The sequence below is a fragment of the Pantoea coffeiphila genome, assembly GCF_016909495.1.
In the GTDB taxonomy this organism is placed as follows: domain Bacteria; phylum Pseudomonadota; class Gammaproteobacteria; order Enterobacterales; family Enterobacteriaceae; genus Erwinia; species Erwinia coffeiphila.
This window is the reverse complement of the sequence record NZ_JAFBFW010000003.1, coordinates 838,680-863,667: the sequence shown is the minus strand read 5'-3', so window position 1 is coordinate 863,667 and position 24,988 is coordinate 838,680. Positions and strand designations below refer to the sequence as shown.

General features: G+C 52.7%; 25 protein-coding genes, 1 tRNA gene, 1 rRNA gene and 1 other annotated feature. Of the genes, 10 read left to right on the top strand and 17 right to left on the bottom strand.

Features of this window, described 5'->3' with window-relative positions; translation table 11 throughout:
* From JOE09_RS13645 to rluD, 4 genes are all read right to left on the bottom strand, one after another.
* A 16S ribosomal RNA gene (locus JOE09_RS13645) occupies positions 1-569 on the bottom strand; the annotation flags it as partial.
* Positions 570-1,088: 519 nt separating this feature from the next.
* Positions 1,089-3,674, bottom strand: a complete 2,586-nt coding sequence (gene clpB / locus JOE09_RS13640; RefSeq protein ID WP_205066130.1) for an ATP-dependent chaperone ClpB — start codon at positions 3,672-3,674, stop codon at positions 1,089-1,091.
* A gap of 114 nt (positions 3,675-3,788) precedes the next feature.
* Positions 3,789-4,517 carry a purine nucleoside phosphorylase YfiH gene (yfiH, locus tag JOE09_RS13635; protein WP_205066129.1) on the bottom strand — a complete coding sequence of 243 codons (729 nt, stop codon included), beginning with the start codon at positions 4,515-4,517 and terminating at the stop codon, positions 3,789-3,791.
* A complete protein-coding gene (gene rluD / locus JOE09_RS13630) occupies positions 4,517-5,494 on the bottom strand; it encodes a 23S rRNA pseudouridine(1911/1915/1917) synthase RluD (RefSeq protein WP_205066128.1) in 978 nt (325 codons plus the stop codon). The genes yfiH and rluD overlap by 1 nt, the downstream gene beginning before the upstream one ends.
* 130 nt (positions 5,495-5,624) lie before the next feature.
* Between rluD and bamD the strand changes: the two genes are divergently transcribed.
* From bamD to JOE09_RS13600, 6 genes are all read left to right on the top strand, one after another.
* On the top strand, positions 5,625-6,356 hold the full coding sequence (gene bamD, locus JOE09_RS13625) for an outer membrane protein assembly factor BamD (RefSeq protein ID WP_205066127.1): 732 nt from the start codon (positions 5,625-5,627) through the stop codon (positions 6,354-6,356).
* Positions 6,357-6,623: 267 nt separating this feature from the next.
* A complete protein-coding gene (gene raiA / locus JOE09_RS13620) occupies positions 6,624-6,956 on the top strand; it encodes a ribosome-associated translation inhibitor RaiA (RefSeq protein ID WP_123330820.1) in 333 nt (110 codons plus the stop codon).
* A gap of 103 nt (positions 6,957-7,059) precedes the next feature.
* Positions 7,060-7,186: a sequence feature (Phe leader region), on the top strand.
* Positions 7,061-7,108 carry a pheA operon leader peptide PheL gene (gene pheL, locus JOE09_RS13615; protein WP_105594002.1) on the top strand — a complete coding sequence of 16 codons (48 nt, stop codon included), beginning with the start codon at positions 7,061-7,063 and terminating at the stop codon, positions 7,106-7,108. Its footprint overlaps the feature before it by 48 nt.
* A gap of 23 nt (positions 7,187-7,209) precedes the next feature.
* Positions 7,210-8,370 carry a bifunctional chorismate mutase/prephenate dehydratase gene (gene pheA / locus JOE09_RS13610; RefSeq protein ID WP_205066126.1) on the top strand — a complete coding sequence of 387 codons (1,161 nt, stop codon included), beginning with the start codon at positions 7,210-7,212 and terminating at the stop codon, positions 8,368-8,370.
* Between the two features lie 110 nt (positions 8,371-8,480).
* Positions 8,481-9,530, top strand: coding sequence for an ABC transporter substrate-binding protein (locus JOE09_RS13605; protein ID WP_205066125.1), 1,050 nt, complete (start codon positions 8,481-8,483; stop codon positions 9,528-9,530).
* Positions 9,530-10,249 (top strand): substrate-binding domain-containing protein, encoded by a 720-nt coding sequence (locus JOE09_RS13600; RefSeq protein ID WP_205066124.1) that lies wholly within the window; start codon positions 9,530-9,532, stop codon positions 10,247-10,249. The genes JOE09_RS13605 and JOE09_RS13600 overlap by 1 nt, the downstream gene beginning before the upstream one ends.
* A 120-nt stretch (positions 10,250-10,369) precedes the next feature.
* Here the strand turns inward: JOE09_RS13600 and tyrA are convergent, their stop codons facing one another.
* Together tyrA and JOE09_RS13590 are read right to left on the bottom strand one after the other, a co-directional pair.
* Complete coding sequence (gene tyrA, locus JOE09_RS13595) at positions 10,370-11,491, bottom strand: bifunctional chorismate mutase/prephenate dehydrogenase (protein ID WP_205066123.1); 1,122 nt, start codon at positions 11,489-11,491, stop codon at positions 10,370-10,372.
* A gap of 15 nt (positions 11,492-11,506) precedes the next feature.
* Positions 11,507-12,577, bottom strand: coding sequence for a 3-deoxy-7-phosphoheptulonate synthase (locus JOE09_RS13590; protein WP_200564067.1), 1,071 nt, complete (start codon positions 12,575-12,577; stop codon positions 11,507-11,509).
* A 333-nt stretch (positions 12,578-12,910) separates the two neighbouring features.
* On the opposite strand from JOE09_RS13590, the gene JOE09_RS13585 reads away from it, so the two are divergent.
* Positions 12,911-13,471 carry a GNAT family N-acetyltransferase gene (locus JOE09_RS13585; RefSeq protein WP_205066122.1) on the top strand — a complete coding sequence of 187 codons (561 nt, stop codon included), beginning with the start codon at positions 12,911-12,913 and terminating at the stop codon, positions 13,469-13,471.
* Between the two features lie 32 nt (positions 13,472-13,503).
* Complete coding sequence (locus tag JOE09_RS13580) at positions 13,504-14,202, top strand: CTP synthase C-terminal region-related (seleno)protein (RefSeq protein ID WP_205066121.1); 699 nt, start codon at positions 13,504-13,506, stop codon at positions 14,200-14,202.
* A gap of 127 nt (positions 14,203-14,329) precedes the next feature.
* Here JOE09_RS13580 and JOE09_RS13575 read toward each other — a convergent pair whose 3' ends face one another.
* The 6 genes from JOE09_RS13575 to ffh form a co-directional block, all read right to left on the bottom strand.
* Positions 14,330-15,253 (bottom strand): DMT family transporter, encoded by a 924-nt coding sequence (locus tag JOE09_RS13575; RefSeq protein WP_205066120.1) that lies wholly within the window; start codon positions 15,251-15,253, stop codon positions 14,330-14,332.
* Between the two features lie 185 nt (positions 15,254-15,438).
* A complete protein-coding gene (gene rplS / locus JOE09_RS13570) occupies positions 15,439-15,789 on the bottom strand; it encodes a 50S ribosomal protein L19 (RefSeq protein WP_105593986.1) in 351 nt (116 codons plus the stop codon).
* 49 nt (positions 15,790-15,838) lie between these two features.
* Positions 15,839-16,609 (bottom strand): tRNA (guanosine(37)-N1)-methyltransferase TrmD, encoded by a 771-nt coding sequence (gene trmD / locus JOE09_RS13565; RefSeq protein ID WP_105593985.1) that lies wholly within the window; start codon positions 16,607-16,609, stop codon positions 15,839-15,841.
* Between the two features lie 35 nt (positions 16,610-16,644).
* Positions 16,645-17,190, bottom strand: a complete 546-nt coding sequence (gene rimM, locus JOE09_RS13560) for a ribosome maturation factor RimM (RefSeq protein ID WP_105593984.1) — start codon at positions 17,188-17,190, stop codon at positions 16,645-16,647.
* Positions 17,191-17,208: 18 nt separating this feature from the next.
* Positions 17,209-17,457, bottom strand: coding sequence for a 30S ribosomal protein S16 (gene rpsP, locus JOE09_RS13555; protein ID WP_105593983.1), 249 nt, complete (start codon positions 17,455-17,457; stop codon positions 17,209-17,211).
* Positions 17,458-17,593: 136 nt separating this feature from the next.
* Positions 17,594-18,955 carry a signal recognition particle protein gene (gene ffh, locus JOE09_RS13550; protein WP_105593982.1) on the bottom strand — a complete coding sequence of 454 codons (1,362 nt, stop codon included), beginning with the start codon at positions 18,953-18,955 and terminating at the stop codon, positions 17,594-17,596.
* A 166-nt stretch (positions 18,956-19,121) separates the two neighbouring features.
* On the opposite strand from ffh, the gene JOE09_RS13545 reads away from it, so the two are divergent.
* Positions 19,122-19,913 (top strand): cytochrome C assembly family protein, encoded by a 792-nt coding sequence (locus JOE09_RS13545; protein ID WP_105593981.1) that lies wholly within the window; start codon positions 19,122-19,124, stop codon positions 19,911-19,913.
* A 22-nt stretch (positions 19,914-19,935) separates the two neighbouring features.
* On the top strand, positions 19,936-21,222 hold the full coding sequence (locus JOE09_RS13540; protein WP_205066119.1) for an HlyC/CorC family transporter: 1,287 nt from the start codon (positions 19,936-19,938) through the stop codon (positions 21,220-21,222).
* Positions 21,223-21,292: 70 nt separating this feature from the next.
* Here the strand turns inward: JOE09_RS13540 and luxS are convergent, their stop codons facing one another.
* The 5 genes from luxS to JOE09_RS13515 all read right to left on the bottom strand — a co-directional run bounded on the left by luxS (position 21,293) and on the right by JOE09_RS13515 (position 24,947).
* Positions 21,293-21,808, bottom strand: coding sequence for an S-ribosylhomocysteine lyase (luxS, locus tag JOE09_RS13535; protein WP_105593979.1), 516 nt, complete (start codon positions 21,806-21,808; stop codon positions 21,293-21,295).
* 154 nt (positions 21,809-21,962) lie between these two features.
* Positions 21,963-23,522, bottom strand: coding sequence for a glutamate--cysteine ligase (gshA, locus tag JOE09_RS13530; protein ID WP_205066118.1), 1,560 nt, complete (start codon positions 23,520-23,522; stop codon positions 21,963-21,965).
* Positions 23,523-23,594: 72 nt separating this feature from the next.
* Positions 23,595-24,023 (bottom strand): YqaA family protein, encoded by a 429-nt coding sequence (locus JOE09_RS13525; protein ID WP_205066117.1) that lies wholly within the window; start codon positions 24,021-24,023, stop codon positions 23,595-23,597.
* Complete coding sequence (gene yqaB / locus JOE09_RS13520; protein ID WP_105593976.1) at positions 24,020-24,586, bottom strand: fructose-1-phosphate/6-phosphogluconate phosphatase; 567 nt, start codon at positions 24,584-24,586, stop codon at positions 24,020-24,022. Before yqaB ends, JOE09_RS13525 begins: the two co-directional genes overlap by 4 nt.
* A gap of 284 nt (positions 24,587-24,870) precedes the next feature.
* A tRNA-Arg gene (locus tag JOE09_RS13515) sits at positions 24,871-24,947 on the bottom strand.
* Between the last annotated feature and the right edge of the window lie 41 nt (positions 24,948-24,988).

Below are 24,988 nucleotides of genomic sequence, written 5' to 3'. Positions count from 1 at the left end.
ACGCCCAGTAATTCCGATTAACGCTTGCACCCTCCGTATTACCGCGGCTGCTGGCACGGAGTTAGCCGGTGCTTCTTCTGCGGGTAACGTCAATCACTGCGGTTATTAACCACAATGCCTTCCTCCCCGCTGAAAGTACTTTACAACCCGAAGGCCTTCTTCATACACGCGGCATGGCTGCATCAGGCTTGCGCCCATTGTGCAATATTCCCCACTGCTGCCTCCCGTAGGAGTCTGGACCGTGTCTCAGTTCCAGTGTGGCTGGTCATCCTCTCAGACCAGCTAGGGATCGTCGCCTAGGTGAGCCATTACCCCACCTACTAGCTAATCCCATCTGGGCACATCCGATGGTGTGAGGCCCGAAGGTCCCCCACTTTGGTCCGAAGACGTTATGCGGTATTAGCTACCGTTTCCAGTAGTTATCCCCCTCCATCGGGCAGTTTCCCAGACATTACTCACCCGTCCGCCACTCGTCACCCAAGAGCAAGCTCTCTGTGCTACCGTTCGACTTGCATGTGTTAGGCCTGCCGCCAGCGTTCAATCTGAGCCATGATCAAACTCTTCAATTAAAAGCTTGATTTGCTGAAACAAGTTCAGCGATGCTCATCTGTAAAACGTCATAATGAATTTCATTATGTGTTCACTCGTGAGACTTGATATTTTTTAAAGTCCGGAGACTTTTGATATCAATCCTGCGAGTGCCCACACAGATTGTCTGATAAATTGTTAAAGAGCAGTGCAGTCAGTGCCGGGGCAATCTGCTGCGAGGTGGCGTATATTACGCTTTCCTCCTTCGGAGTCAACTTCTTTTTGAGAAGTTTTTTCCGGCGGTTCAGACAACTTTCTGAACCTCTAACACGCTGGCCTGTAAGCCGTTGTTCCGTGTCAGTGGAGGCGCAGTATAGGGATTTTCTGGCGGCTGACAAGGGCTAATTTCAAAAAAATGTTCACATGCTTAGTTTTCACCCAAACCTGTGTTAAAAGCCTCATTTTTGCCGATTTAATAAACAAAAATGGGCCCGAAGGCCCATTTTAATGATGACATGGTCAGAAAACCCCGTTCAGGAGCTTACCTGACACAGTGCACTTTACTGATGCGCAACGATAACGCCATCCTGCAGATCCATTTCTATTGTCTTACCCGGTACCAAAGCGCCGGAAAGAATCTGCTGTGCCAGCGGGTTTTCAATCTGCTGCTGGATAGCGCGTTTCAGCGGTCGCGCGCCGTAGACCGGATCATAACCATTCTCACCGAGCTGCTGCAGAGCGGCATCGGAAATATGCAGCTCATAACCCCGCTCTTCCAGGCGCTGATACAAACGCTGCAGCTGGATACGAGCAATAGAAGCAATATGTTTCTCGCCCAGCGGGTGGAACACCACCAGCTCGTCAATACGGTTAATGAATTCCGGACGGAAGCTGTGGCTGACCACAGACATGACCAACTCTTTCATTTCGCCATAGCTCAGCGCACCGAACCGTTCCTGGATCAGATCGGAACCCAGGTTAGAAGTCATGATCACCACGGTGTTGCGGAAATCGACCGTTCTACCCTGACCATCGGTTAAGCGACCATCATCCAGCACCTGAAGAAGGATGTTGAAGACATCCGGATGAGCTTTCTCAACTTCATCCAGCAGGATCACTGAATAAGGACGACGACGTACCGCTTCGGTCAGGTATCCGCCTTCTTCATAACCGACATATCCCGGAGGTGCACCCACCAGGCGCGACACCGAGTGTTTCTCCATAAACTCGGACATGTCGATACGCACCATTGCATCGTCACTGTCGAACATAAAGTTAGCCAGCGCTTTACACAGTTCGGTTTTACCCACCCCGGTCGGGCCGAGGAACAGGAACGAGCCAATTGGACGATTCGGATCGGCCAGGCCAGCACGGCTACGGCGAATGGCGTTCGATACGGCTTCCACCGCTTCATTCTGCCCAATCACCCGCGTATGCAATTCCTGCTCCATGCGCAACAGCTTGTCACGCTCGCCTTCCATCATGCGGGCCACAGGAATACCGGTCCAGCGCGCAAGCACGTCGGCAATTTCAACATCGGTCACGCGGTTACGCAGCAGGCGCATGGTCTTGCCTTCAGCCTGGGTTGCCGCCGCCAGCTGTTTTTCCAGCTCCGGAATTTTACCGTACTGCAGCTCAGACATCTGTCCCAGGTCACCCAGTCGGCGCGCCTGTTCCATATTCAGCCTGGCCTGCTCCAGCTCGGCTTTAATGTGCTGGGTTCCGGAAAGAGAGGCTTTCTCCGCCTTCCACTCCTCTTCCAGCTCAGAGTATTCGCGCTCTTTCTGCGAAAGCTCGTTTTCCAGCATCTCCAGACGTTTGATACTGGCATCGTCAGATTCTTTCTTCAGCGCCTGCTGTTCCAGCTTCAGCTGAATGATACGACGCTCCAGGCGATCGAGCGCTTCCGGCTTGGAGTCGATTTGCATGCGAATGCTGGATGCCGCTTCATCGATCAGATCGATAGCTTTGTCCGGCAGCTGGCGATCGGCAATATAGCGATGGGACAGCGTAGCCGCCGCAACGATAGCCGGGTCGGTAATCTGTACATGGTGATGCAACTCATAGCGCTCTTTCAGGCCGCGCAAGATAGCAATGGTATCTTCCACGCTTGGTTCGGCCACGAACACCTTCTGGAAACGACGTTCCAGCGCGGCATCTTTTTCAATGTACTGGCGATATTCGTCCAGCGTTGTCGCGCCAACGCAGTGCAGCTCGCCGCGCGCCAGCGCAGGCTTCAGCATATTACCGGCATCCATTGCGCCGTCGGCTTTACCGGCACCGACCATGGTGTGCAGTTCGTCGATAAACAGAATGACGTTGCCTTCCTGTTTCGACAAATCGTTCAGCACACCTTTCAGACGCTCTTCAAATTCACCGCGGTATTTAGCCCCGGCCACCAGCGCCCCCATATCCAGCGCCAGCACGCGGCGGCCTTTCAGTCCTTCCGGTACTTCGCCGTTAATGATGCGCTGTGCCAGACCTTCAACAATGGCCGTTTTACCCACACCGGGTTCACCGATCAGTACCGGGTTATTTTTGGTACGACGCTGCAGTACCTGAATGGTACGGCGAATCTCTTCATCGCGGCCAATAACCGGATCAAGTTTGCCTTTCTCGGCGCGTTCGGTCAGGTCGATAGTGTATTTACTTAATGCCTGGCGTTGATCTTCCGCCCCTTGATCGTTCACGTTCTCTCCTCCTCGCATCTGGTCAATCGCTTTCGTCAGCTTGTCATTGGTGACCCCGGCCGATTTCAGTAAGTCGGCCAGTGAACCACGGGAGTCGAGTGCTGCCAGAACAAATAATTCTGATGAAATGAAGTTGTCGGCGCGCTTTTGCGCCAGTTTGTCACACAGGTTCAGTACGCGGACCAGGTCAGCAGAAGGCTGAACATCGCCATCGGTGCCTTCAACCTGCGGTAAGCGACTGAGTGCCTGTTCAATACCGCTGCGTAAAGAGGCAACGTCTACGCCAGCCGCGGTAAGTAAAGGACGTACGGAACCACCTTCCTGATTAAGCAGTGCGCTCATCAAGTGCAGAGGTTCGATAAATTGATTATCTCGGCCGAGGGCCAGGGATTGGGCGTCAGCCAGTGCCAGCTGAAATTTGTTAGTAAGACGATCCAGACGCATAATTTCCCCCATTCAGGTCAAATTGCTACTGGAGATTAAATGAGGTCATCCCTCAAATTTTTCAAGGTAATGACCTGAACATTTCGGAGAAAAAAACATCAATCCGGACCGTCTTATGGCGCTAGGTTATATCAGCCAGATGAAACTTGCCATACGCCCGGTGATTCCATCGCGTCGGAAGGAGAAAAATTGTTCTTCCTGCGTATAGGTACAATCGCCGCCGCCCCTGATACACCGCACTCCGGCAGCGTTTAAGCGCTGCGTTGCCAGCATCCAGAGATCGGCATAAAATTTTTCACCTACAGCACAAAAAGCCGAGTTGGCAGCAGGATCGACGGCACAAAAGGCGTCTTTTACCTCTGGCCCAACTTCAAATGCGTTCGGCCCGATAGCCGGACCGAGCCAGACGATAATCTCTTCTGCTGGAGCGGAAAAAGCGTCAAGTGTTGCTTCGAGTACCCCAGAACACAATCCGCGCCAGCCAGCGTGAGCGGCCGCAATTTCCTGGCCATCTGCCGAACAAAACAATACCGGCAAACAGTCCGCAGTCATCACCGCACAAACAACCCCAGGCTCCCGAGTGTAGACGGCATCTGCCCGCAATGAAGCCGGAGGCTGACCATCCAGCCGCAGCACATCCGTGCCGTGTACCTGCTCCAGCCAGACCGGCATCGAAGGCAGATTACATGCCTCTACCAAACGTTGACGATTAGTCTGCACGTTTTGTGGATCGTCACCAACGTGTGCCCCCAGGTTCAGACTGCTCCATGGGGCATCGCTGATGCCGCCGCTGCGCGTGCTGCTGCACGCGCGAACGTTGACGGGAAGTGACCAGTCGGGAATAACGGGCTTCATTACCAATCCATCTGATCTTTAAACTCTTCGGTATCCGCCTTCAGAGCATTGATCAGATCGACCATGTCCTGCGGCAGCGGCGCGTGCCACTCCATCTCGATGCCGGTGATCGGATGGTACAGACGCAGCATGGTTGCGTGCAGCGCCTGGCGATCGAAACCGCGCAGTGCGGTAATGAAGGCCTCAGAAGCACCCTTCGGCGGGCGAGGACGGCCACCATAGAGCGGATCGCCCACAAGCGGATGTGTAATGTGGGACATATGCACGCGGATCTGGTGAGTACGCCCGGTTTCCAGACGCAGACGCAGACGCGTATGGGCACGGAAGTGTTCCATAATGCGGTAATGCGTCGTTGCCGGTTTACCCATCGGGTGTACCGCCATATGCGTGCGCTTGGTTGAGTGACGGCTAATCGGCTCATCAACGGTACCGCCAGCGGTCATGCGGCCAATCGCCACAGCTTCATACTCGCGGGTAATTTCACGCCGCTGAAGTGAATCCACCAGATGCGTCTGTGCCGGAACGGTTTTAGCGACAACCATCAGGCCGGTAGTATCTTTATCCAGACGATGGACGATACCCGCGCGCGGCACATCGGCAATGGCCGGGAAATGATGCAGCAATGCATTCAGCACTGTGCCATCGGGGTTGCCCGCGCCAGGATGGACGACGAGATGACGCGGTTTATTAATGACCAAAATATCGTCATCTTCATAAACGATTTCTAATGGGATGTCCTGCGCTTCCCATCTTGCCTCTTCTTCGATTTCCGCATCGATGATAATTTGCTCACTTCCGAGCACCTTTTCCTTAGGTTTGTCGATTATTTCACCGTTTACGGTGACGCGACGGTCAAGAATCCATTCTTTTATGCGAGAACGTGAATAATCAGGGAACAATTCGGCCAAAGCCTGATCTAAGCGTTGTCCGAGTTGCGATTCGGATACCGTTGCGTTGAGTTTTACTTGTTGTGCCATACACAGCTTCTTCGTTAACGTTGGGTTTTCACGGCGATGCCGTTTAATATAATGTGCTATTGTACCTGGTCACTATCGGGAGCTATACGGACAGCTTCCTGAATAACACTCTGAGGATAATCAAATCGTCATGACGCGTATGAAATATCTGGTGGCTGCAGCCACGTTGAGCCTGGCATTAGCTGGATGTTCCGGCTCCAAGGATGTGGTGCCTGACAGCCCGCCTTCCGAGATTTATGCCACTGCCCAGCAAAAACTGCAGGACGGTAACTTTAAAGGAGCAATAACGCAACTGGAAGCGCTAGATAACCGCTATCCATTCGGCCCTTACTCCCAGCAAGTTCAGCTAGACCTGATCTACGCATACTATAAGAATGCCGATTTGCCGCTGGCCCAGGCTGCCATCGACCGCTTTATGCGCCTCAACCCTACCCATCCGAACATTGACTACGTTATTTACATGCGTGGCCTGACGGATATGGCGTTGGATGATAGTGCGCTGCAGGGATTCTTTGGTATTGACCGATCGGACCGCGATCCAACTCATGCGCGTGATGCTTTTAAGGACTTCTCGCAGTTACTGCGCGGCTACCCTAACAGTCAATATGCGACCGATGCACGTAAGCGCCTGGTGTTCCTGAAAGATCGCCTGGCGAAATACGAATTATCCGTGGCTGAATTCTACACTAAACGCGGTGCCTATGTCGCTGTGGTTAACCGTGTAGAGCAAATGCTGAAAGATTACCCGGATACGAAAGCAACGCGCACCGCGTTACCTCTGATGGAAAATGCTTATCGTCAGCTGCAGCTTAATGCCGAAGCTGAGCGTGTGGCTAAAATCATCACTGCGAATCAGGCCTGATTCGCTGGTAACAAAAAAGGCAGCGCTAAGCTGCCTTTTTTACGCCTGAAAAATGCCATTCCGGCAAATTCCCGCTGTAGTTATCCCATCAACAATGCCATTGAAACAGCCCGCCGACAAGGGCTCTGACCGCATTTATCTGCCGGTTTCACACTTTTATCCTTCTTGACAAAAAGTGACAATAAAACGTGATCTAAATCACACATTTTACCGTTTTTGGCGCTATGCTGGACTTACCAAGACGGAAATGACAGAGAGGTAAGCACTATGGTTCTGAACATTACCAGCAAACAAATGGAAATTACTCCGGCTATCCGCCAGCATGTCGAAGACCGTCTCTCTAAGCTCGAAAAATGGCAAACCCATCTGATTAATCCGCACATTGTTCTTTCGAAGGAGCCGAAAGAGTTCGTTGCCGATGCCAATATCAATACGCCTAACGGGCCGCTGGTTGCCACCGCCAAACACGAAGATATGTACACGGCTATCAACGAGCTGATTAACAAACTCGAGCGCCAGCTGAATAAAGTTCAGCACAAAGGTGAAGCGCGTCGCGCCGCCGCCAGCGTCAAAGATCTCAGTCCGATTGACGAAGAATAAATGACTCATCCCGAATAACGCGCCTGCGGGCGCGTTTTTTATTGACAGAATGAAATTACAGCGGTTACTTTAACCCTCCAGACCGCTGCTATGAATTGAGCAAAATGAAATTTATCCCGTTTTTCTTCGCATTCTTTTTTACCTTCCCCTGACTGGGAGGCAATTCGTCGTGTAAGAATGAATGCGAAGACGAACAATAAAGCCTCCCGACAAAGGGAGGCTTTTTTTTTAGCGACATCTGACAGGTAGCGATATGAACTCCGAGAATCCTTTGCTGGCCCTGCGTGGTAAAATCAGCGCGCTGGATGAAGAACTACTGCAACTGCTGGCTCAGCGCCGTGCGCTGGCGATTGACGTTGCTACAGCCAAAATGGCGACGCATCGCCCCATCCGTGACATCGATCGCGAACGCGATTTGCTTGAGCACCTGATTACACTGGGCAAAGCACATAAATTGGATGCTCACTACATCACCCGCCTGTTTCAGCTGATTATTGAAGATTCCGTACTAACCCAGCAGGCGCTGCTGCAAAAGCATCTGAATAACACTAACGCGCAGTCCGCCCGTATCGCTTTCCTTGGTCCAAAAGGTTCCTATTCGCATCTGGCCTCGCGCCACTATGCGGCACGCCATTTTGATAATTTCATCGAGAGTGGCTGCCTGAAATTCCACGATATTTTTAACCAGGTTGAGACCGGACAGGCGGATTACGCCGTTCTGCCTATCGAGAACACCACATCCGGCTCCATTACCGATGTCTACGATCTGCTGCAGCAAACCAGTCTGTCGATCGTCGGTGAAATCACTCTGCCTATCGACCACTGTGTTCTGGTTTCCGGCAGCACCGATCTCCAGCAGATTGAAACCGTTTACAGCCACCCTCAGCCTTTCCAGCAGTGCAGCCAGTTTATCCACCGCTATCCGCACTGGAAAATTGAGTACACAGAAAGCACCGCCGCCGCGATGGAAAAAGTCGCTGCGATGAATTCTCCGAAGGTCGCCGCACTGGGCAGTGAAGCCGGGGGCGATCTGTACGGTCTGCAGGTTCTGGAAAGGAATCTCGCCAACCAACGGCAAAATATCACCCGCTTTATCGTGCTGGCCCGCAAACCGGTGGATGTTTCAATGCAGGTTCCGGCTAAAACCACGCTGATTATGGCAACAGGACAGCAGGCAGGCGCACTGGTTGAGGCGTTGCTGGTACTGCGCCAGCATAATCTGACTATGAGCAAGCTGGAGTCTCGTCCGATTAACGGTAATCCGTGGGAAGAGATGTTTTACATCGATTTCCAGGGAAACCTGCGTTCAGATGAGGTTCAGCAGGCGCTGCGCGAGCTGGCCCCGATTACCCGCTCGCTGAAAGTACTGGGCTGCTACCCCAGCGAAAACGTCGTGGCGGTAGAGCCACTCTGACGAATACAGGTGGCCTGCCGTGCGGGCCACCGATTTCCTGCCACAGAATCATTCCCCCCAGACTCCTGACGCTATATCATTAGGTATATAGCGAAATTCAGGAAATCTTCATGCGTCAAATTCTCCGCTTCTTTGTCTTACTGGTGCTGCTTGCCTCCGTCCCCGGTTTCTCTTATGCCGATCGTATCGTTACCGATCAGCTTGGTCGGCAGGTTACCATTCCCGATAGGGTTGATCGGGTTGTCGTGCTACAGCATCAGACTCTGAACCTGCTGGTTCAGCTGGATGCCACAAACAAGATGGTGGGAATACTCGCCAACTGGCGACAGCAGCTCGGTGACAGCTATGCTCGCCTGGTGCCTGAGTTAACCAAAGTACCGATGCTTGGCGATCTGACCCATGTCGATCTGGAAAAGCTGGTTGCCCTGCATCCACAAGTGGTGTTTGTCACCAACTACGCACCGCAGGAGATGATCGACCAGATCCAACAGCTGGGTATTGCCGTGATTGCCATCTCGCTGCGGGCGGATGATAAACAGCAGAGCCATCTTAATCCCGAGTTGCAGAATGAGGAACAGGCTTACAATCAGGGTCTGAAAGACGGTATCCGTTTAATCGGCGCGGTGGTAAACCATCAGCAGCAGGCCGAGGCGCTGATTAAAGCCACTTTTAGCCTGCGCCAGCAAACTGCCGACCGCCTTAAGGACATTCCCGCCGACCAGCGTATCCGCGTGTATATGGCGAACCCCGACCTGACAACCTACGGTTCCGGTAAGTACACCGGGCTAATGATGAACCATGCCGGCGCGATGAACGTCGCTGCCGCAACGGTAAAAGGCTATAAGCAGGTTTCAATGGAGCAGATACTGGCCTGGAACCCTCAGGTCATCTTTGTCCAGGATCGATACCCGCAGGTGGTAGATGAGATATATCAGCAGCCGGTCTGGCAGGCTTTAGATGCGGTAAAAAATCATCGCGTCTATCTGATGCCGGAATATGCCAAGGCCTGGGGGTATCCGATGCCTGAAGCGATGGCGCTGGGTGAACTTTGGATGGCGAAAAAGCTTTATCCCGAAAAATTCAAGGATATCGATATGCAACAGCAGGCCGAAAGCTGGTATCAGCGTTTTTATCGCACTGACTATCGCGGCAGCAACTGATGGAACCGCTGCGCGTACTGGCCGCAGGCAGCCTGCGCCCCGTCTGGTCAGCCATCACTGAACGCTTTCAGAGCTATTATTCGTCAGGCGTGGAGACGCAGTTCGGCCCGGCGGGCCTGCTTCGGCAGCGCATCGAACAGGGAGAACCCTGCGATCTGTTTGCCTCCGCCAATATGGCACACCCGCTGGCGCTTCAGCAGTCAGGCCGGGCACAGCAGGTTGCCGCCTTTTGCCAGAACTCGCTGTGCCTTAATGTGCGCCGCGAGCTTGGCGATCTGACCTGGCTGGAGCTGTTAAAGGACCCGACACTGCGAGTGGCAACATCAACGATCGGCAGCGATCCGTGCGGTGACTATGCATGGCAGATGTTTGACCGTCTGACGGCGTGGGACAGCCTGCTCGGCCAGGATCTAAAGCAGCGAGCCAGAATGGTCGTTGGAGGTGAGCACTCCCCGGCAATTCCACCGGGCATGCAGGCGGCAGCGTGGATTATTGAGTCAGGGCTGGCCGATATTTTCGTCGGCTATAGTAGCTACAGCCACCGGCGAGAGCACAATAGCCAAATCGCAACAGTCAGCATTCCTCAGGAGTGGCAGCCTTCGGCAATCTACGGTTTTGCGGTTTGTGATATAGCGGCACAACCTCTGGCTGATTTTTTACTGTCGGAAGAGGCACGGGAGATTTTGCATCAGCACGGTTTTGGCGCCGCGAAGCCGTAAGTCATACTGGTCAGACTGAATTCGGAACTGACCAATAAAAAAGGACAGCCCGAAAGTGACTTCCGCTCACTCTGAGTGCGCGGTTAACCAACGGCTGCCCTTCTCAATCAATACGGCAAATTATGCCCGGCTGTCATTTGCCTGGCGCAGCAGCGTCCGGCTCTCGGCCTGGAAGCGCTTAGCGTAGTCGCCAAACCAGTGCTCTACCCGGCGGAAGCTGTCGATAAACGCCTGCTTGTCACCGTACTCCAGCAGCTTAATCGCCTCACCAAACCGCGTGTAGTAACGCTTAATCAGCGCCAGGTTACTTTCCGAAGACATAATAATGTCCGCGTAAAGCTGCGGGTCCTGCGCGAACAGACGGCCGACCATCGCCAGCTCAAGGCGGTAGATCGGTGAAGAGAGCGCCAGTAGCTGTTCCAGCTGCACGTTCTCTTCTGCCAGATGCAAGCCATAGGCAAACGTCGCAAAGTGGCGCAGCGCCTGAATAAACGCCATATTCTGATCGTGCTCAACCGCGCTGATGCGATGAAGCCGCGCCCCCCAGACCTGAATCTGCTCCAGGAACCACTGATAGGCTTCCGGCTGACGACCGTCGCACCATACCACTACCTGTTTCGCCAGACTGCCGCTGTCAGGGCCAAACATCGGGTGCAGCCCCAATACCGGCCCACCGTGCGCGGCCAGCATTGCCTGCAACGGTTTATTTTTTACCGATGCCAAGTCGACCAGAATACAGTCCTGCGGCAGCGGCGGCAGCTCAGCGATCACCTGTTCGGTCAGATGAATAGGCACGCTGATAATCACCATTCCGGCATCCGCCAGCATTGCTTCCGCCTGATGGTGCTCCTCTTTATCGAGGATCTTCACCTGATAGCCGGAAAGGGTCAGCATTTTTTCAAACAGCCGCCCCATCTGACCTTTACCACCAACGATCACCACCGGGCGCAGTTCAGGATTCAGTGTTTTGAAGCCTTTATCATTTTCGCTGGTATAGGATTCACGCATGACCCGACGCAGCACGTCTTCGATCAGATCCGGCGGTACACCGAGCAGCTCGGCCTCTTTGCGGCGCGAAGCCAGCATGGTGGCCTCGCGTTCCGGTACATAGATCGGTAATCCGTAGCGGCTTTTCACTTCCCCCACTTCCGCCACCAGCTCCAGCCGTTTAGCCAGTAAATCCAGTAGCGCTTTATCTACTTCATCAATTTGATCGCGCAGTGCGGTCAGTTCAGCCACCATAACTCGTTAATCCTCTTACTGCAGACGTGCCGCCAGTACGCCGTTGAGATCCTGATGAATTTCACGCAGCAGGCTTTCAGTCGTTTCCCAATTGATGCAGGCATCGGTGACCGAAACGCCGTAGCGCATTTCGCTGCGCGGCTGCTCGGAAGACTGATTGCCTTCATTGAGGTGACTTTCCAGCATCAAACCGATAATCGAACGGTTACCGTCTTTGATCTGTGCCACTGCAGATTCAGCGACGCCCGACTGGCGGCGGAAATCTTTATTAGAATTGCCGTGACTGCAATCTATCATCAAGGATGGGCGGAGTCCCGCCTGCTGCATCTCTTTTTCACACTGCGCCACATCTTCCGGGCCGTAGTTTGGCTTTTTACCACCGCGCAGGATCACGTGCCCGTCCGGGTTGCCCTGAGTTTGTAGCAGGCAGACCTGGCCTGCCTGATTAATGCCGACAAAGCGGTGCGGCATCGCAGCCGCGCGCATGGCGTTAATCGCGGTACCCAGACTGCCATCGGTGCCGTTTTTGAATCCAACAGGCATCGACAACCCGGATGCCATTTCACGGTGGGTTTGTGACTCGGTGGTACGCGCACCGATGGCGGACCAGCTGAACAGGTCGCCGAGGTACTGTGGACTGTTTGGGTCCAGCGCTTCGGTCGCCAGCGGCAGGCCCATCTCAACCAGATTCAACAGAAGCTGACGCGCAATATGCAGGCCCCCTTCCATATCAAAAGTGTTATCCATGTGCGGATCGTTAATCAGGCCTTTCCAGCCAACGGTGGTACGTGGCTTTTCAAAGTAAACGCGCATCACAATGTACAGCTGATCTCCAACCTGATCGGCCAGAGTTTTGAGATGACGAGCGTATTCCAGCGCTGCATCCGTATCGTGAATTGAACAAGGCCCGCACACCACCAGCAGACGGTGATCTTTACCATTAATGATGTCGGAAATGGTCTGGCGCGAAGCGGCAATCTGCTGTTCCAGCGCGCTGTTAAGCGGGAAACGTTTTTTCAGTTCCTCTGGGGTAATCAGAACCTGTTCGTCAGCGATATGAATATTGTTCAGCGCATCTTTTTGCATGATCGTAATCCTGGGCAATTCGATTAATAGGGGTCCTCAGTGAGGTTGAAAAGAACTGTACCACAATAAGTACATTACTCAACCCCGAAACGTACAGTTTTATTACCACCGACAAAAACACAAGCACCACACAACAATTAAAACAATTAATATCAACAACTTAAAACAATAAAATAAAACAGAACAACAACCACCAGTGTAAATATAAATGTACATAATGGACTTTGATAAAAAAGCCTTTCTTTTCCGTCACCTGCCACCAGGCCTCCCCTCTGCTGTGATACTGTTAGCATCGATCATCGATTTTTAAAGACAAACCGTCGGGAGAAATGAATGGATTTTATCATGCGGGCGTTTGAGGACGCTGACGCAGTACCCTTCGCGCAGGCCGTTAATCAGTCACTGGATACCCTGCTGCCCTGGATGACATGGGCACATAAGAATTACACGGAAGATGAGGCCCGACTCTGGTTTCACCTGACTCACCTGCAGCGCCAACAGGGTACAGCCAACGAAATGGGCCTGTTCGCTGCCGATGGTCGCCTGCTCGGCGGTGCCGGTTTGCGTTACAGCAGCAATCCTCTGATCCCCACCTCGATTGGTTATTGGGTTCACAGTAATGAACAACGACAGGGGATTGCCAGTGAGGCAGTTCGCCGCCTGGTAACCAGCGCCTTCAGTCAGCCGGACATTGATGTGGTTGAAATCCTCGTTGCGGAGAGAAATATCGCCAGCCGCTCCGTCGCGGAAAAAGTGGGCGCAAAAATTATCGCTATTCGCTACGGGCTGATCGTACTGGACAACGGTCCGGTCAGCACGGTTATCTATCATCTGCACCGCCCTTCATCAGATGAAAGTGAAGATGACATTGCCAGAGAATCCCGTCTCATATAGCATTCTGTTTTACCTGCACAGGATAATTTGCAATGACGTCTCACGTTCGCTTAGCGCTTATTGGCGATTATCGCGCCGATGCGGTTGCCCATCAGGCCATTCCTCTGGCGGTGGACCTTGCCGCACAGTCCCTGAATCTCGATGTTACTGCCGAATGGCTGCCTACTCCTGAACTTACCGATGCATCAATGCTGGCCAAATATGATGCCGTCTGGCTGGTCCCCGGCAGTCCCTATCTGAATGATACAGGTGCGTTTATGGCAATCCGCCATGCGCGCGAAAGCGACCTGCCGTTTCTCGGCTCCTGCGGCGGATTTCAGTACGCGGTTGTTGAATATGCCCGCAATGTATTGGGCTGGGAAGATGCGGGGCACGCTGAAACCGACACCGGTGGGCGCCTGGTCATTGCACCATTAAGCTGTTCACTGGTAGAGAAAACGGGAACTATCGTCATTCAGCCCGAAACGCGCCTGGCCACGCTGTACGGTAAAAACGAGATAGAGGAAGGCTACCACTGCAATTATGGCGTTAACGCTGATTTTGTCAGCGAGCTTGACGGCCACTCACTGCGTATCAGTGCCCACGATCTTGACGGTGATGTCCGCGCTATCGAACTGCCTGAGCACAAATTTTTTATGGCAACGCTGTTCCAGTCGGAACGAGCCGCCCTGCGTAATGAACTGTCGCCGATGGTCGTTGAGCTTCTGCGCGTGGCCAGCCAGCGCGCGTAAATATCAACGGGGCCGAGAAAGCATCAGGCCCCGTTATTCTCGTCATTGCGACCAGTCTGACTTTTCGCACTAAGCTCAACCAGGTTTCCTGTACTGAACCCAGCCTGATTCTCATACTGAATTCAACCTAACTTTCCGTACTCAGCGAAGTCACGATACGTCGATTACGCCGCTCAAAATACATCGAGATCATCCCCCCCGATACCACCAGCCCGGCTCCTATTAGCGTCGCCGTCTCCGGCATATTTCCCCAGAAGAGAAAACCAATCATCGCCGACCAGACCAGCGTGGTGTAATCAAACGGTGCCAGCAGTGAAGCATCGGCATAGCGCAGGCTTAGCGTTAACAATATCTGGGTGATCCCTCCCAGCAGTCCGCAGCTGATTAATAACACCAGCTGTCGGGGATTCGGTACCGTCCAGCCAAACCACAGCGTAGTCAGCGAGGTCAGCGTGGTCATCACTGCGAACCAGAATGCAATAGCTCCCGGCTTTTCAATGCCGTTCAGATAGCGGATTTGAATCGATGCGCCGGCAATACATACCGCAGCCGCTAATGCGAGGATGATTCCCAGAGAGGAGGTCCAGCTTACGGAAGTTAAGGCACCTTCACGATTAAAGAAAAGGTGGCCCGACAGCATAACCAATATACCGGCGAATCCGGCAGCCACCGCTATCCAGCGATGAAATTTTACTTTTTCCCGCAGAATAAGCGCCGCCATCACCACGGTAATCAGCGGTGCGGCATAGTTAATCGCCGTCACGTCAACGAGGGAAATATAGATCAGCGAAAGATAACTAAAATAAAGCCCGCCGGTACCGGCAAGGCCGCGGACAAAGTGCCCGCGAACGTTCTTTGTCCTGATGCCATCAAGGATACTGCCCTGGCTCCATAGCCAGATAAATAGTGGGATCAGCGCGATAAACGATCGAAAGAAAATCACTTCACCGACGGGGATAGTACCGTCCAGATCTTTAACACAGGCCATCATCAGCGTTGAACTCAGCGCTGCGGCGATTTTCATCGAAATACCCGTCGAAGGGCTACTCATATCAGGGAAGGTTCCGGCTGTGGGGTATCAATCAAACATACTCGTTACGCTGTTTAAAAAAGCTTTTAAATCAGCGGATAACGGCATTATATTTTTTATTTGTGTATTTGTCGGCAGAGAATTTTTCATAAAAAAAGGGGCTAGCATACGCTAACCCCTTTTCACTATTAACTATCAGATGTCGCTTAAGCGCCCAGACGTTCTTTGATACGTGCAGACTTACCAGTACGCTCACGCAGGTAGTACAGTTTAGCTTTACGCACAGCACCGCGACGTTTCACGGTAATGCTGTCAACAACTGGGGAGTGAGTCTGGAATACACGCTCAACACCTTCGCCGTTGGAAATTTTGCGAACAGTGAATGCAGAGTGCAGACCGCGGTTACGAATAGCGATAACCACGCCCTCGAATGCCTGCAGACGCTTTTTAGCACCTTCAACGACCCATACTTTCACTTCCACGGAATCACCCGGACGGAATGAAGGTACGTCCTGTTTCAGCTGTTCTTGTTCAAGTTGCTTGATAATGTTGCTCATAATTAAATCTCTTATCCTGGGTAAACTGATAGTTAAGGCGAACCCGGCATTATGCCTGTCCAGCCGTCTCATCGTTTTGTTGCCTGGCGTGTTCCCGTTGGAACTCGGCCAGCAACTTTGCTTGCTCTACAGTCAGAGCCAGGTTTTCCAGAAGTTCAGGTCTTCTAAGCCAGGTACGGCCCAGCGACTGTTTCAGGCGCCACCGGCGAATATCAGCATGGTTGCCCGACAGCAGAACTGGCGGAACTTCCATTCCTTCTAACACTTCAGGGCGGGTGTAGTGTGGGCAATCCAGCAAACCGTCAGAAAACGAATCTTCTTCCGCCGACGCCTGTTTCCCCAGCACTCCCGGAATAAACCGGGAAACCGAGTCAATCAGCGTCATCGCTGGCAGCTCGCCACCGCTGAGTACGTAATCCCCAATCGACCATTCTTCATCGATCTCGGTTTTAATTACGCGCTCATCAATCCCTTCATAACGACCACAGACCAGAATTAACTTCTGATTGGTCGCCAGCTCGCAAACACCATCTTGATCGAGTTTGCGGCCCTGAGGTGAAAGATAAATCACCTTAACGCCTTCCCCTGCCGCCGCTTTTGCTGCGTGAATGGCATCCCGCAAGGGTTGTACCATCATTAACATTCCCGGACCGCCGCCGTATGGACGTTCATCCACGGTACGATGACGATCGTGAGCGAAATCACGAGGACTCCAGCTCTGAATGCTGAGCAGGCCATTTTTTACTGCCCGGCCAGTTACTCCGTAATCGGTAACTGCGCGAAACATTTCAGGAAACAGGCTGATTATGCCAATCCACATACTTTGCGCCGGAGTATTACCGTTTTGTTCGGAGTTCAAAAACCAGGATCCCAATCTACTTCGATCGAACGAGTAGTGAGATCGACATTCTTGATAACCTGTTCATCGAGGAACGGGATTAACCGTTCCTGCACACCAAATGCATCTTTCAGGTTTGCCTTCACGACCATAACGTCGTTTGAGCCGGTTTCCATCATATCGATGACTTTACCCAGCTCGTAGCCTTCAGTGGTGACGACCTGGCAGCCCATAAGGTCTTTCCAGTAGTATTCACCATTATCAAGCTCCGGCAGTTGCTCCGAGTCCACGACAATTTCGCAATTAGTCAGCAGACCTGCAGCATCACGATCGTCAATGCCTTTGACTTTGATGATCATGTCCTGATTGTGGCGCTTCCAGCCTTCCAGCTCGACATGCTGCCACCGACCCGCCCGCTGGATAAACCACGGCTGATAGTCGAAAATGCTTTCGGCGTCTTCGGTGGAGGAAAACACTTTGAGCCAACCACGGATACCGTAGGCCGAGCCCATCTTTCCCAGAATTAACGGGTTAGCGGGAGGCTGGTTGTGTTGCTTGCTCATGTTGACCACCGTGACAGATTAAGCTGCTTTCTTTGCTTCTTTGACCAGCGCACCAACGCGGTCGGACAGAGTTGCGCCCTGGCCAACCCAGTGCTCAATGCGGTCCAGATCAAGACGCAGTGCTTCAGCCTGACCAGATGCGATCGGGTTGAAGAAACCAACGCGCTCAATGAAACGACCATTGCGAGCATTACGGCTGTCAGTGACGACTACCTGGTAGAATGGACGCTTTTTAGCGCCGTGACGTGCCAAACGAATTGTTACCATAACATCCTCTTTAGTTAATAAAACAACCGGGCCCCATTGAGGGAACGGGGCCCGGGTGCAATATAAAAAGCCCGAAAATTTTACTCATTTTGGCGAAAAAAGCAACCTAATTCGCCTGAGCCCTTTTCCGGCTTGATTAACGGCCTGGGAAGCCAGGCGGCATCATGCCTTTCATGCCGCGCATCATCTTCGCCATGCCACCTTTTTTCATCTTTTTCATCATGCGCTGCATGTCGTCAAACTGCTTCAGTAAGCGGTTAACGTCCTGCACCTGCATACCCGAACCGGTTGCAATACGACGCTTGCGGGAGCCTTTAATAATCTCAGGTTTTTCGCGCTCTTTACGCGTCATTGAGTTAATCATGGCTTCCATACGCACCAGAACTTTATCGTCCATTTGCGATTTAACGTTGTCCGGCAGCTGACCCATACCCGGCAGTTTGCCCATCAGGCTGGCCATGCCGCCCATATTACGCATCTGCTTTAGCTGATCGAGGAAGTCGTTCAGGTCGAAACCGTCACCCTTCTTCAGCTTGCTGGCCAGCTTTTCAGCCTGCGCACGGTCAACTTTGCTTTCGATATCTTCGATAAGCGACAGCATGTCGCCCATGCCGAGGATACGTGACGCAATACGCTCAGGATAGAATGGCTCAAGGGCTTCGGTTTTCTCACCGACACCCATAAATTTGATTGGTTTGCCGGTAATATGACGAATCGACAGGGCCGCACCACCGCGCGCATCACCGTCAACTTTGGTCAGCACCACACCGGTCAGCGGCAGCGCTTCGTTAAACGCTTTTGCCGTATTGGCGGCATCCTGGCCGGTCATGGCATCAACCACAAACAGCGTTTCAACCGGGTTAATCGCGGCGTGGACCTGTTTGATCTCGTCCATCATCGCTTCATCAACGTGCAGTCGACCGGCGGTATCCACCAGCAGCACGTCGTAGAATTTCAGCTTCGCCTGTTGCAGGGCGTTCTTAACAATATCAACCGGCTTCTGGCTCAGATCGGACGGGCAGAAATCCACGCCGACCTGCTCTGCCAGAGTTTCCAGCTGTTTGATCGCCGCCGGGCGATAAACGTCGGCAGAAACAACCAACACCTTTTTCTTGTGCTTTTCACGCAGGAACTTACCGAGTTTACCAACGCTGGTGGTTTTACCCGCCCCCTGCAAACCGGCCATCAGCACGACAGCAGGCGGCTGAGCGGCCAGGTTCAGAGTGTTGTTCTCCTCCCCCATGGCGGCAACCAGCTCATTTTTCACGATCTTGACGAATTCCTGACCCGGAGTCAGGCTTTTGTTCACTTCATGACCGACGGCGCTTTCTTTAACACGGCTGATAAATTCGCGTACCACCGGCAGCGCAACGTCGGCTTCCAACAGCGCCATGCGCACTTCGCGCAGCGTATCTTTGATATTGTCTTCTGTCAGCCGTCCACGGCCACTGATGTTGCGCAGGGTTTGCGACAATCTATCGGATAAATTAGTAAACATCGTCTCTCGCTTAACGTAATGAGAGGCCGCCAGGGCGACACAATTGGCCGGATTATAACACACTGATGCAGGGATCTCAGCCATATGCGATGAGATCGTTTGGAGCCTGCTGCCGCTGGCGCTATACTGACTTTTTTCACAGTCCTGGCCGGTACTAACACTTAATATGTCCGTATTTGCGATTCTGGCACTACTCGCCTATTCATGTAGCCTTGCACTGATTGTTCCCAGCCTGCTGCGTAAAAACAGCAGCTGGCGCAGGCTGGCCGTTTTGTCTGCCGTCGTCGCGCTGGTGTTTCACGCCGTTGCATTGCAGCAGCGAATCTTTTCCCTCGACGGGGGGCAGAATCTCAGCCTGCTGAATATTGGCTCACTGGTCAGTCTGCTGATCTGCTCGATCATGACCATTGTCGCCTCGCGCAACCGCGGCTGGATACTGCTGCCGATTGTTTACAGCTTTGCCCTGATCAACCTGGCGTTTGCAACCTTCGTTCCTAATGCGTTTATCACCCATCTGGAAACCACGCCGGGGATGATGGTGCATATCGGCCTGGCCCTGTTTGCCTATGCTACGCTGATCATTGCCGCGCTTTATGCGCTTCAACTGGCCTGGATTGACTGGCTGTTGAAAACCAAGAGGCTGGCATTTACCACGGATATTCCTCCGCTAATGACCATCGAGCGGAAAATGTTTCATATCACCCAGATCGGTGTGGTGCTGTTGACGCTGGTGCTCTGCACCGGCCTGTTCTTTCTACCGGATCTTTTCAGCCGCGAAAACATTGATAAAGCCGTGCTGTCGTTCCTTGCCTGGTTCCTCTATATCGTCCTGCTTTGGGGCCATTATCACGAGGGCTGGCGCGGGCGTCGCGTTGTCTGGTTCAACTGCGGCGGTGCGTTTCTTTTGACGATGGCCTACTTCGGCAGCCGTATGCTGCAGCACTTTTTAACGTCCTGATCGACCACAACAAGGATCTCCCTTGGAACACGTTTCCACCACGACTCTGATCGTGACGCTGATTATCATGATTCTGGTATCAGCGTACTTTTCCGGCTCCGAAACCGGCATGATGACGCTGAATCGCTATAAACTGCGTCATCAGGCCAAGAACGGAGACCGCGCCGCGCGCAGAGTTGAGAAATTACTCCGCCGCCCGGACCGCCTGATAAGCCTTGTGCTGATTGGCAATAACCTGGTGAATATTCTGGCTTCTGCGCTCGGCACCATCGTCGGTATGCGCCTCTACGGTGATGCCGGTGTGGCGATTGCTACCGGTATCCTTACCTTCCTCGTGCTGGTCTTCGCGGAAGTGCTACCGAAAACCATCGCCGCGCTCTATCCCGAAAAAGTGGCTTTCCCCAGCAGTTTCCTGCTTGGCCCCCTGCAGATCGTGATGATGCCGCTGGTGTGGCTGCTGAATACCATCACTCGCCTGTTGATGCGCATGGTGGGAATGAAAAGCGATGGCTCGATCAACTCTGCGCTGAGTAAAGAAGAGCTGCGCACCATCGTTTATGAGTCCCGCACGCTGATGTCACACCGTAATCAGGATATGCTGCTGTCTGTACTCGACCTCGATAAGGTCAATGTGGATGACATCATGGTGCCGCGTAACGAAATTGTCGGCATTAACATCAACGATGACTGGAAATCAATTGTGCGGCAGCTGGCCCATTCTCCACATGGCCGCATCGTTCTTTATCGTGACTCACTGGACGATACCATCAGTATGCTGCGCGTGCGGGAAGCCTATCGCCTGATGACGGAAAAAAAGGAATTTACCAAAGAGGTGATGCTGCGCGCAGCGGACGAAATCTACTATGTACCTGAAGGAACGCCGCTAAACGTTCAGCTGGTTAAGTTTCAGCGTAATAAAGAGAAAGTGGGGCTGGTTGTTGATGAGTACGGTGATATCAAAGGGCTGGTCACCATTGAGGATATTCTGGAAGAGATCGTCGGCGATTTCACCACCTCCATGTCCCCTTCACTGGCTGAAGAGGTTGTGCCGCAAAACGATGGCTCCGTACTGATTGAAGGCAGCGCCAACGTCCGCGAGCTCAACAAAGCCTTCAACTGGACGTTACCGGAAGAAGGCGCACGTACCGTAAACGGCATGATTCTGGAAGAACTCCAGGATATTCCGCAGCCAGGTGCCACAATACACATTGGCAGATACGCGGTGGATATTCTGGACGTGCAGGAAAATATGATTAAGCAGGTGCGGGTGACGCCTCAGAAGCCACTGAAAGAGTCTGTCAGTTCGTAAATCGATCTGACTTCCCGGCAGCAGTGAACAGATAACAGGGCAATCGGTGAATCCGATCGCCCAGAACCGTTTAGATGTGCAGTTCTTTCAGTTTTTCTTTCGGCAGAGCCAGATCTTCATTACGGTTAACGCGGATGTCATTAGCAATAATGTGACGCGCGATTTCCTGTGCTTCTTCCAGTGAATGCATCTCACAGGTGCCGCACTGATAGATGTTCAGCTCAGGAATATCATTCTGGTTGGCAACCTTGAGAACATCCTCCATTGCCGCTTTCCACGCCTTCGCCACGCGCTGCTCGTCCGGCACACCAATCAGGCTCATATAGAAGCCGGTACGGCATCCCATCGGCGAGATATCAACGATTTCTACGCCTTCACCGTTCAGGTGATCGCGCATAAAACCAGCGAACAGGTGCTCCAGAGTATGGATACCGCGCTCAGGCAGGATTTCGATATTCGGTCGGCAGAAACGCAGATCGAAAACGGTGATGGTGTCGCCATGAGGGGTTTTCATGGTCTTAGCTACGCGGACTGCAGGAGCGGCCATGATGGTGTGATCAACGGTAAAGCTATCCAGCAATGGCATATTGTTTCCTCAACTAATGAATTTATTTTAGATATGGTGAAACTTTTTCTGTCAGCTCACGTCTTACTATGTGAAAGACGCGCATTTGTTATCATCATCCCTGACAACAGAGATGTTACTTTGGCCACAGTGATGTGGCCATTTTCTTTTGGCGCTAGCCTTTATCTTTCAGAAACTCTTCCAGACTCAGCGTATCACTTTCTTCTATCTGCTGCTGACTTACCTGCGAGCGGCATGCTTCTTCAGCAAACTGTTCAGCACTCAACACTTCCAGCGGCTCTTCATTTAGCTGCTGACGATACTGTTCGGCAAGTGCCAGTCCGGTACCGGCAATGCCGTTTTCCTTCAGCGACTGCAGGAAGCGTGCGGAGTAGGTCAAATCAGGATCGTCAAATGAGGCCACCAGGCGTTCGCACACCTGCTGGTAGTGGTTTTCCCCATTCTGGCCGTCCAGCGTTTCAGCAACGCGTTGCAGATCGCGGAACAGCGCTTTACCCACATCGACCAGCGGTTGTTCTGTTTCGCCGCAGCCTATGCCAATGGTTTGCCCCGGTTTACGCCCTTCAAGGATCACCCGGTTCCAGTTTTTACGCGTACAGAGCAGTTCGTCACTGTTCATATCCGGCGCTTCCGCCAGCGTACACCAGATCAGGAACAAATCGAGGAAACGGACCTGGTTAGCATCGACCCCGATCGCAGAGAACGGATTAATATCCAGCGAGCGCACTTCAATGTATTCAATACCGCCACGCAGCAGCGCGTCTGAAGGTGCTTCACCGGAACGCGTCACGCGCTTTGGTCTGATTGGCGCATACAGTTCATTTTCAATCTGTAGCACATTCGTATTCAGCTGCAGCCAGTCACCGTTGGCGTCTTTCACGCCCATCGCTGCAAATTCAGCGGATGGTGTTTTAATGGCCGCCTTCAGCGCTTTGATATAGTCAGGCAGGTCGTTAAAGGTAATACCGAGGTTGCTCTGCGATTTATTGGTATAGCCGAGATCGCTCAGGCGCAGAGAGGTGGCATACGGTAGTGACAGCATCCCCTGCTCACTGCGGTCGAAAGGCAGATTGCTTTCCTTACCCTGCAGGAAGGAAGAGCAGATTGCCGGTGACGCGCCGAACAGATAAGGAATAATCCAGCCGAAGCGATAGTAGTTGCGGATCAGGCGCAGGTAGCCGTCTGAAATCGCGTCTTTACCACTTTCCGCATCTTCCACTCCAGCCCAGGCCTGCCAGAAAGAGAGCGGCAGCGAGAAGTTGTAATGTACGCCGGAAATCACCTGCATCAGCGCCCCGTAGCGATTTTTCAATCCCTGACGGTACAACGTCTTCATGCGGCCAATGTTCGAACTGCCGTACTGCGCCAGCTCAATGTCCTGGCCCGGTTCAATGATGCACGGCATGCTCATCGGCCACATCCGCTCTTCACCCAGCTCGCGGGAGGTATGGCGATGAATATCACGCAGGAATGCCAGCAGATGATCAATATCCTGATCGACCGGCGTGATAAATTCTAACAGTGCCTCGGCAAAATCAGTGGTGATCCACTTGTGCGTCAGCGTGGAGCCCAGTGAAGATGGGTGCCGGGTTGTAGCCAGATGCCCATCGGGTCTGACACGCAGCGTTTCGCGTTCAATACCGCGACCAATTCCTTTAAGTGCGCCAGGGTGGGCTTCCAGCCACGCAAGTGCCTGTGATACGTCCGGGATCAAATTGACCTCCCGCTCAGAGAAAATTTATTATTGTTAAGCATAATGTTAACCGTAGCATCATCTAATAGCGAATCAATGCCACCATTCCATGCCCTGTAAAGTTGCGGCAGCTAGCGCTATATATCGCAAAGTTTTGCCGACGGCGAGGAAAACCACCATCGGCAGCCAGGCGAAACGCAGCCAGCCGGCAATAACGCACAGCAGGTCACCGATCACCGGTAACCAGCTAAATATCAGCGCAGCAGGCCCTAAACGATGTAACCATGCCATCGCTGTTGTATGCCATCGCCCCTGTTCTTTTAGCGGCAGCAGGCGACCAATCAGAATGTTTGTCAGCCCCCCGAGGGTATTACCTATAGCGGCAATCAACACCAGATTCACTGTGGAAGCCTTACCGGCCAGCAACAGACCTACCAACATCGCCTCTGAGCTGCCGGGCAACAGCGTAGCACTCAGAAAACTGCTGGCAAACATCGAACCGTATGTCAGCCACTCAGTCACAGCAGACGGACATCAACGGCATCCATACCCGCGGCACGCGCAGCCTGCAAACCAAAGTCCGCATCTTCAAATACTACGCAGCGCGCAGGCGGTACGCCTATCAGTTCAGCGCAGCGGATAAATGTATCAGGCTCTGGCTTATGACGTTTAACATCATCTGCTCCGACAATCGCCGAGAAATAATCACGGAGCCCCAGATGCTGCAATAGCGCAACCGCCATAGCATGTTCGCTACCGGTCCCTACAGCCATCGGGCGTCGTCCCTTATAGGCTTTCACCACCTCGATGAGCGGAAGCGGCTTCACCACATCGAACAGTATGCTTTTAAATAAAGAGGTCTTTTCCGCAGCAAGGCGGTGAGGATCGAGATCGCTCTGATGCTGTTCAACGATAAACTCGGCAATACGCCACGTCGGAGAACCATTAAGGCCAATCAATGCCTTTTCATCAAAAGCCATCCCATGCTGAGCCAGCACCTGACGCCAGGCCTGGCGGTGCGTGGGTTCAGTATCGAGGATGGTGCCATCCATATCGAAGATCAAGCCGTCGTAAGCGTCGTACATTCTCTTAACCACCCTGATAAAGGAACGATTACTTTAGCGTAAAGCTGTATGAATGTCGCTGTCAGCGTGGATCAGCAAATGCCTTGAAAGTCATAAGGATTTCTAGCAGTAAATTTATGATGAGAAAACGAATTAAAATGCAAGATAACAGCGGGTAACTGGCTAAAGACCAAAAGACACAGGATAGTCGAACAAAAGATGAAAATAGCGTATCGGGAACATGGTGTCACAATCAGGAGGGGGACATGACGAGCAAGATTGGGAAAAGTAGAAATCAGGAGAGATGGTGCATCCAGGAGGATTCGAACCTCCGACCGCTCGGTTCGTAGCCGAGTACTCTATCCAGCTGAGCTATGGATGCATCGGAAATGCTTTCGGCGCAAAACACAACAACCCGGAACG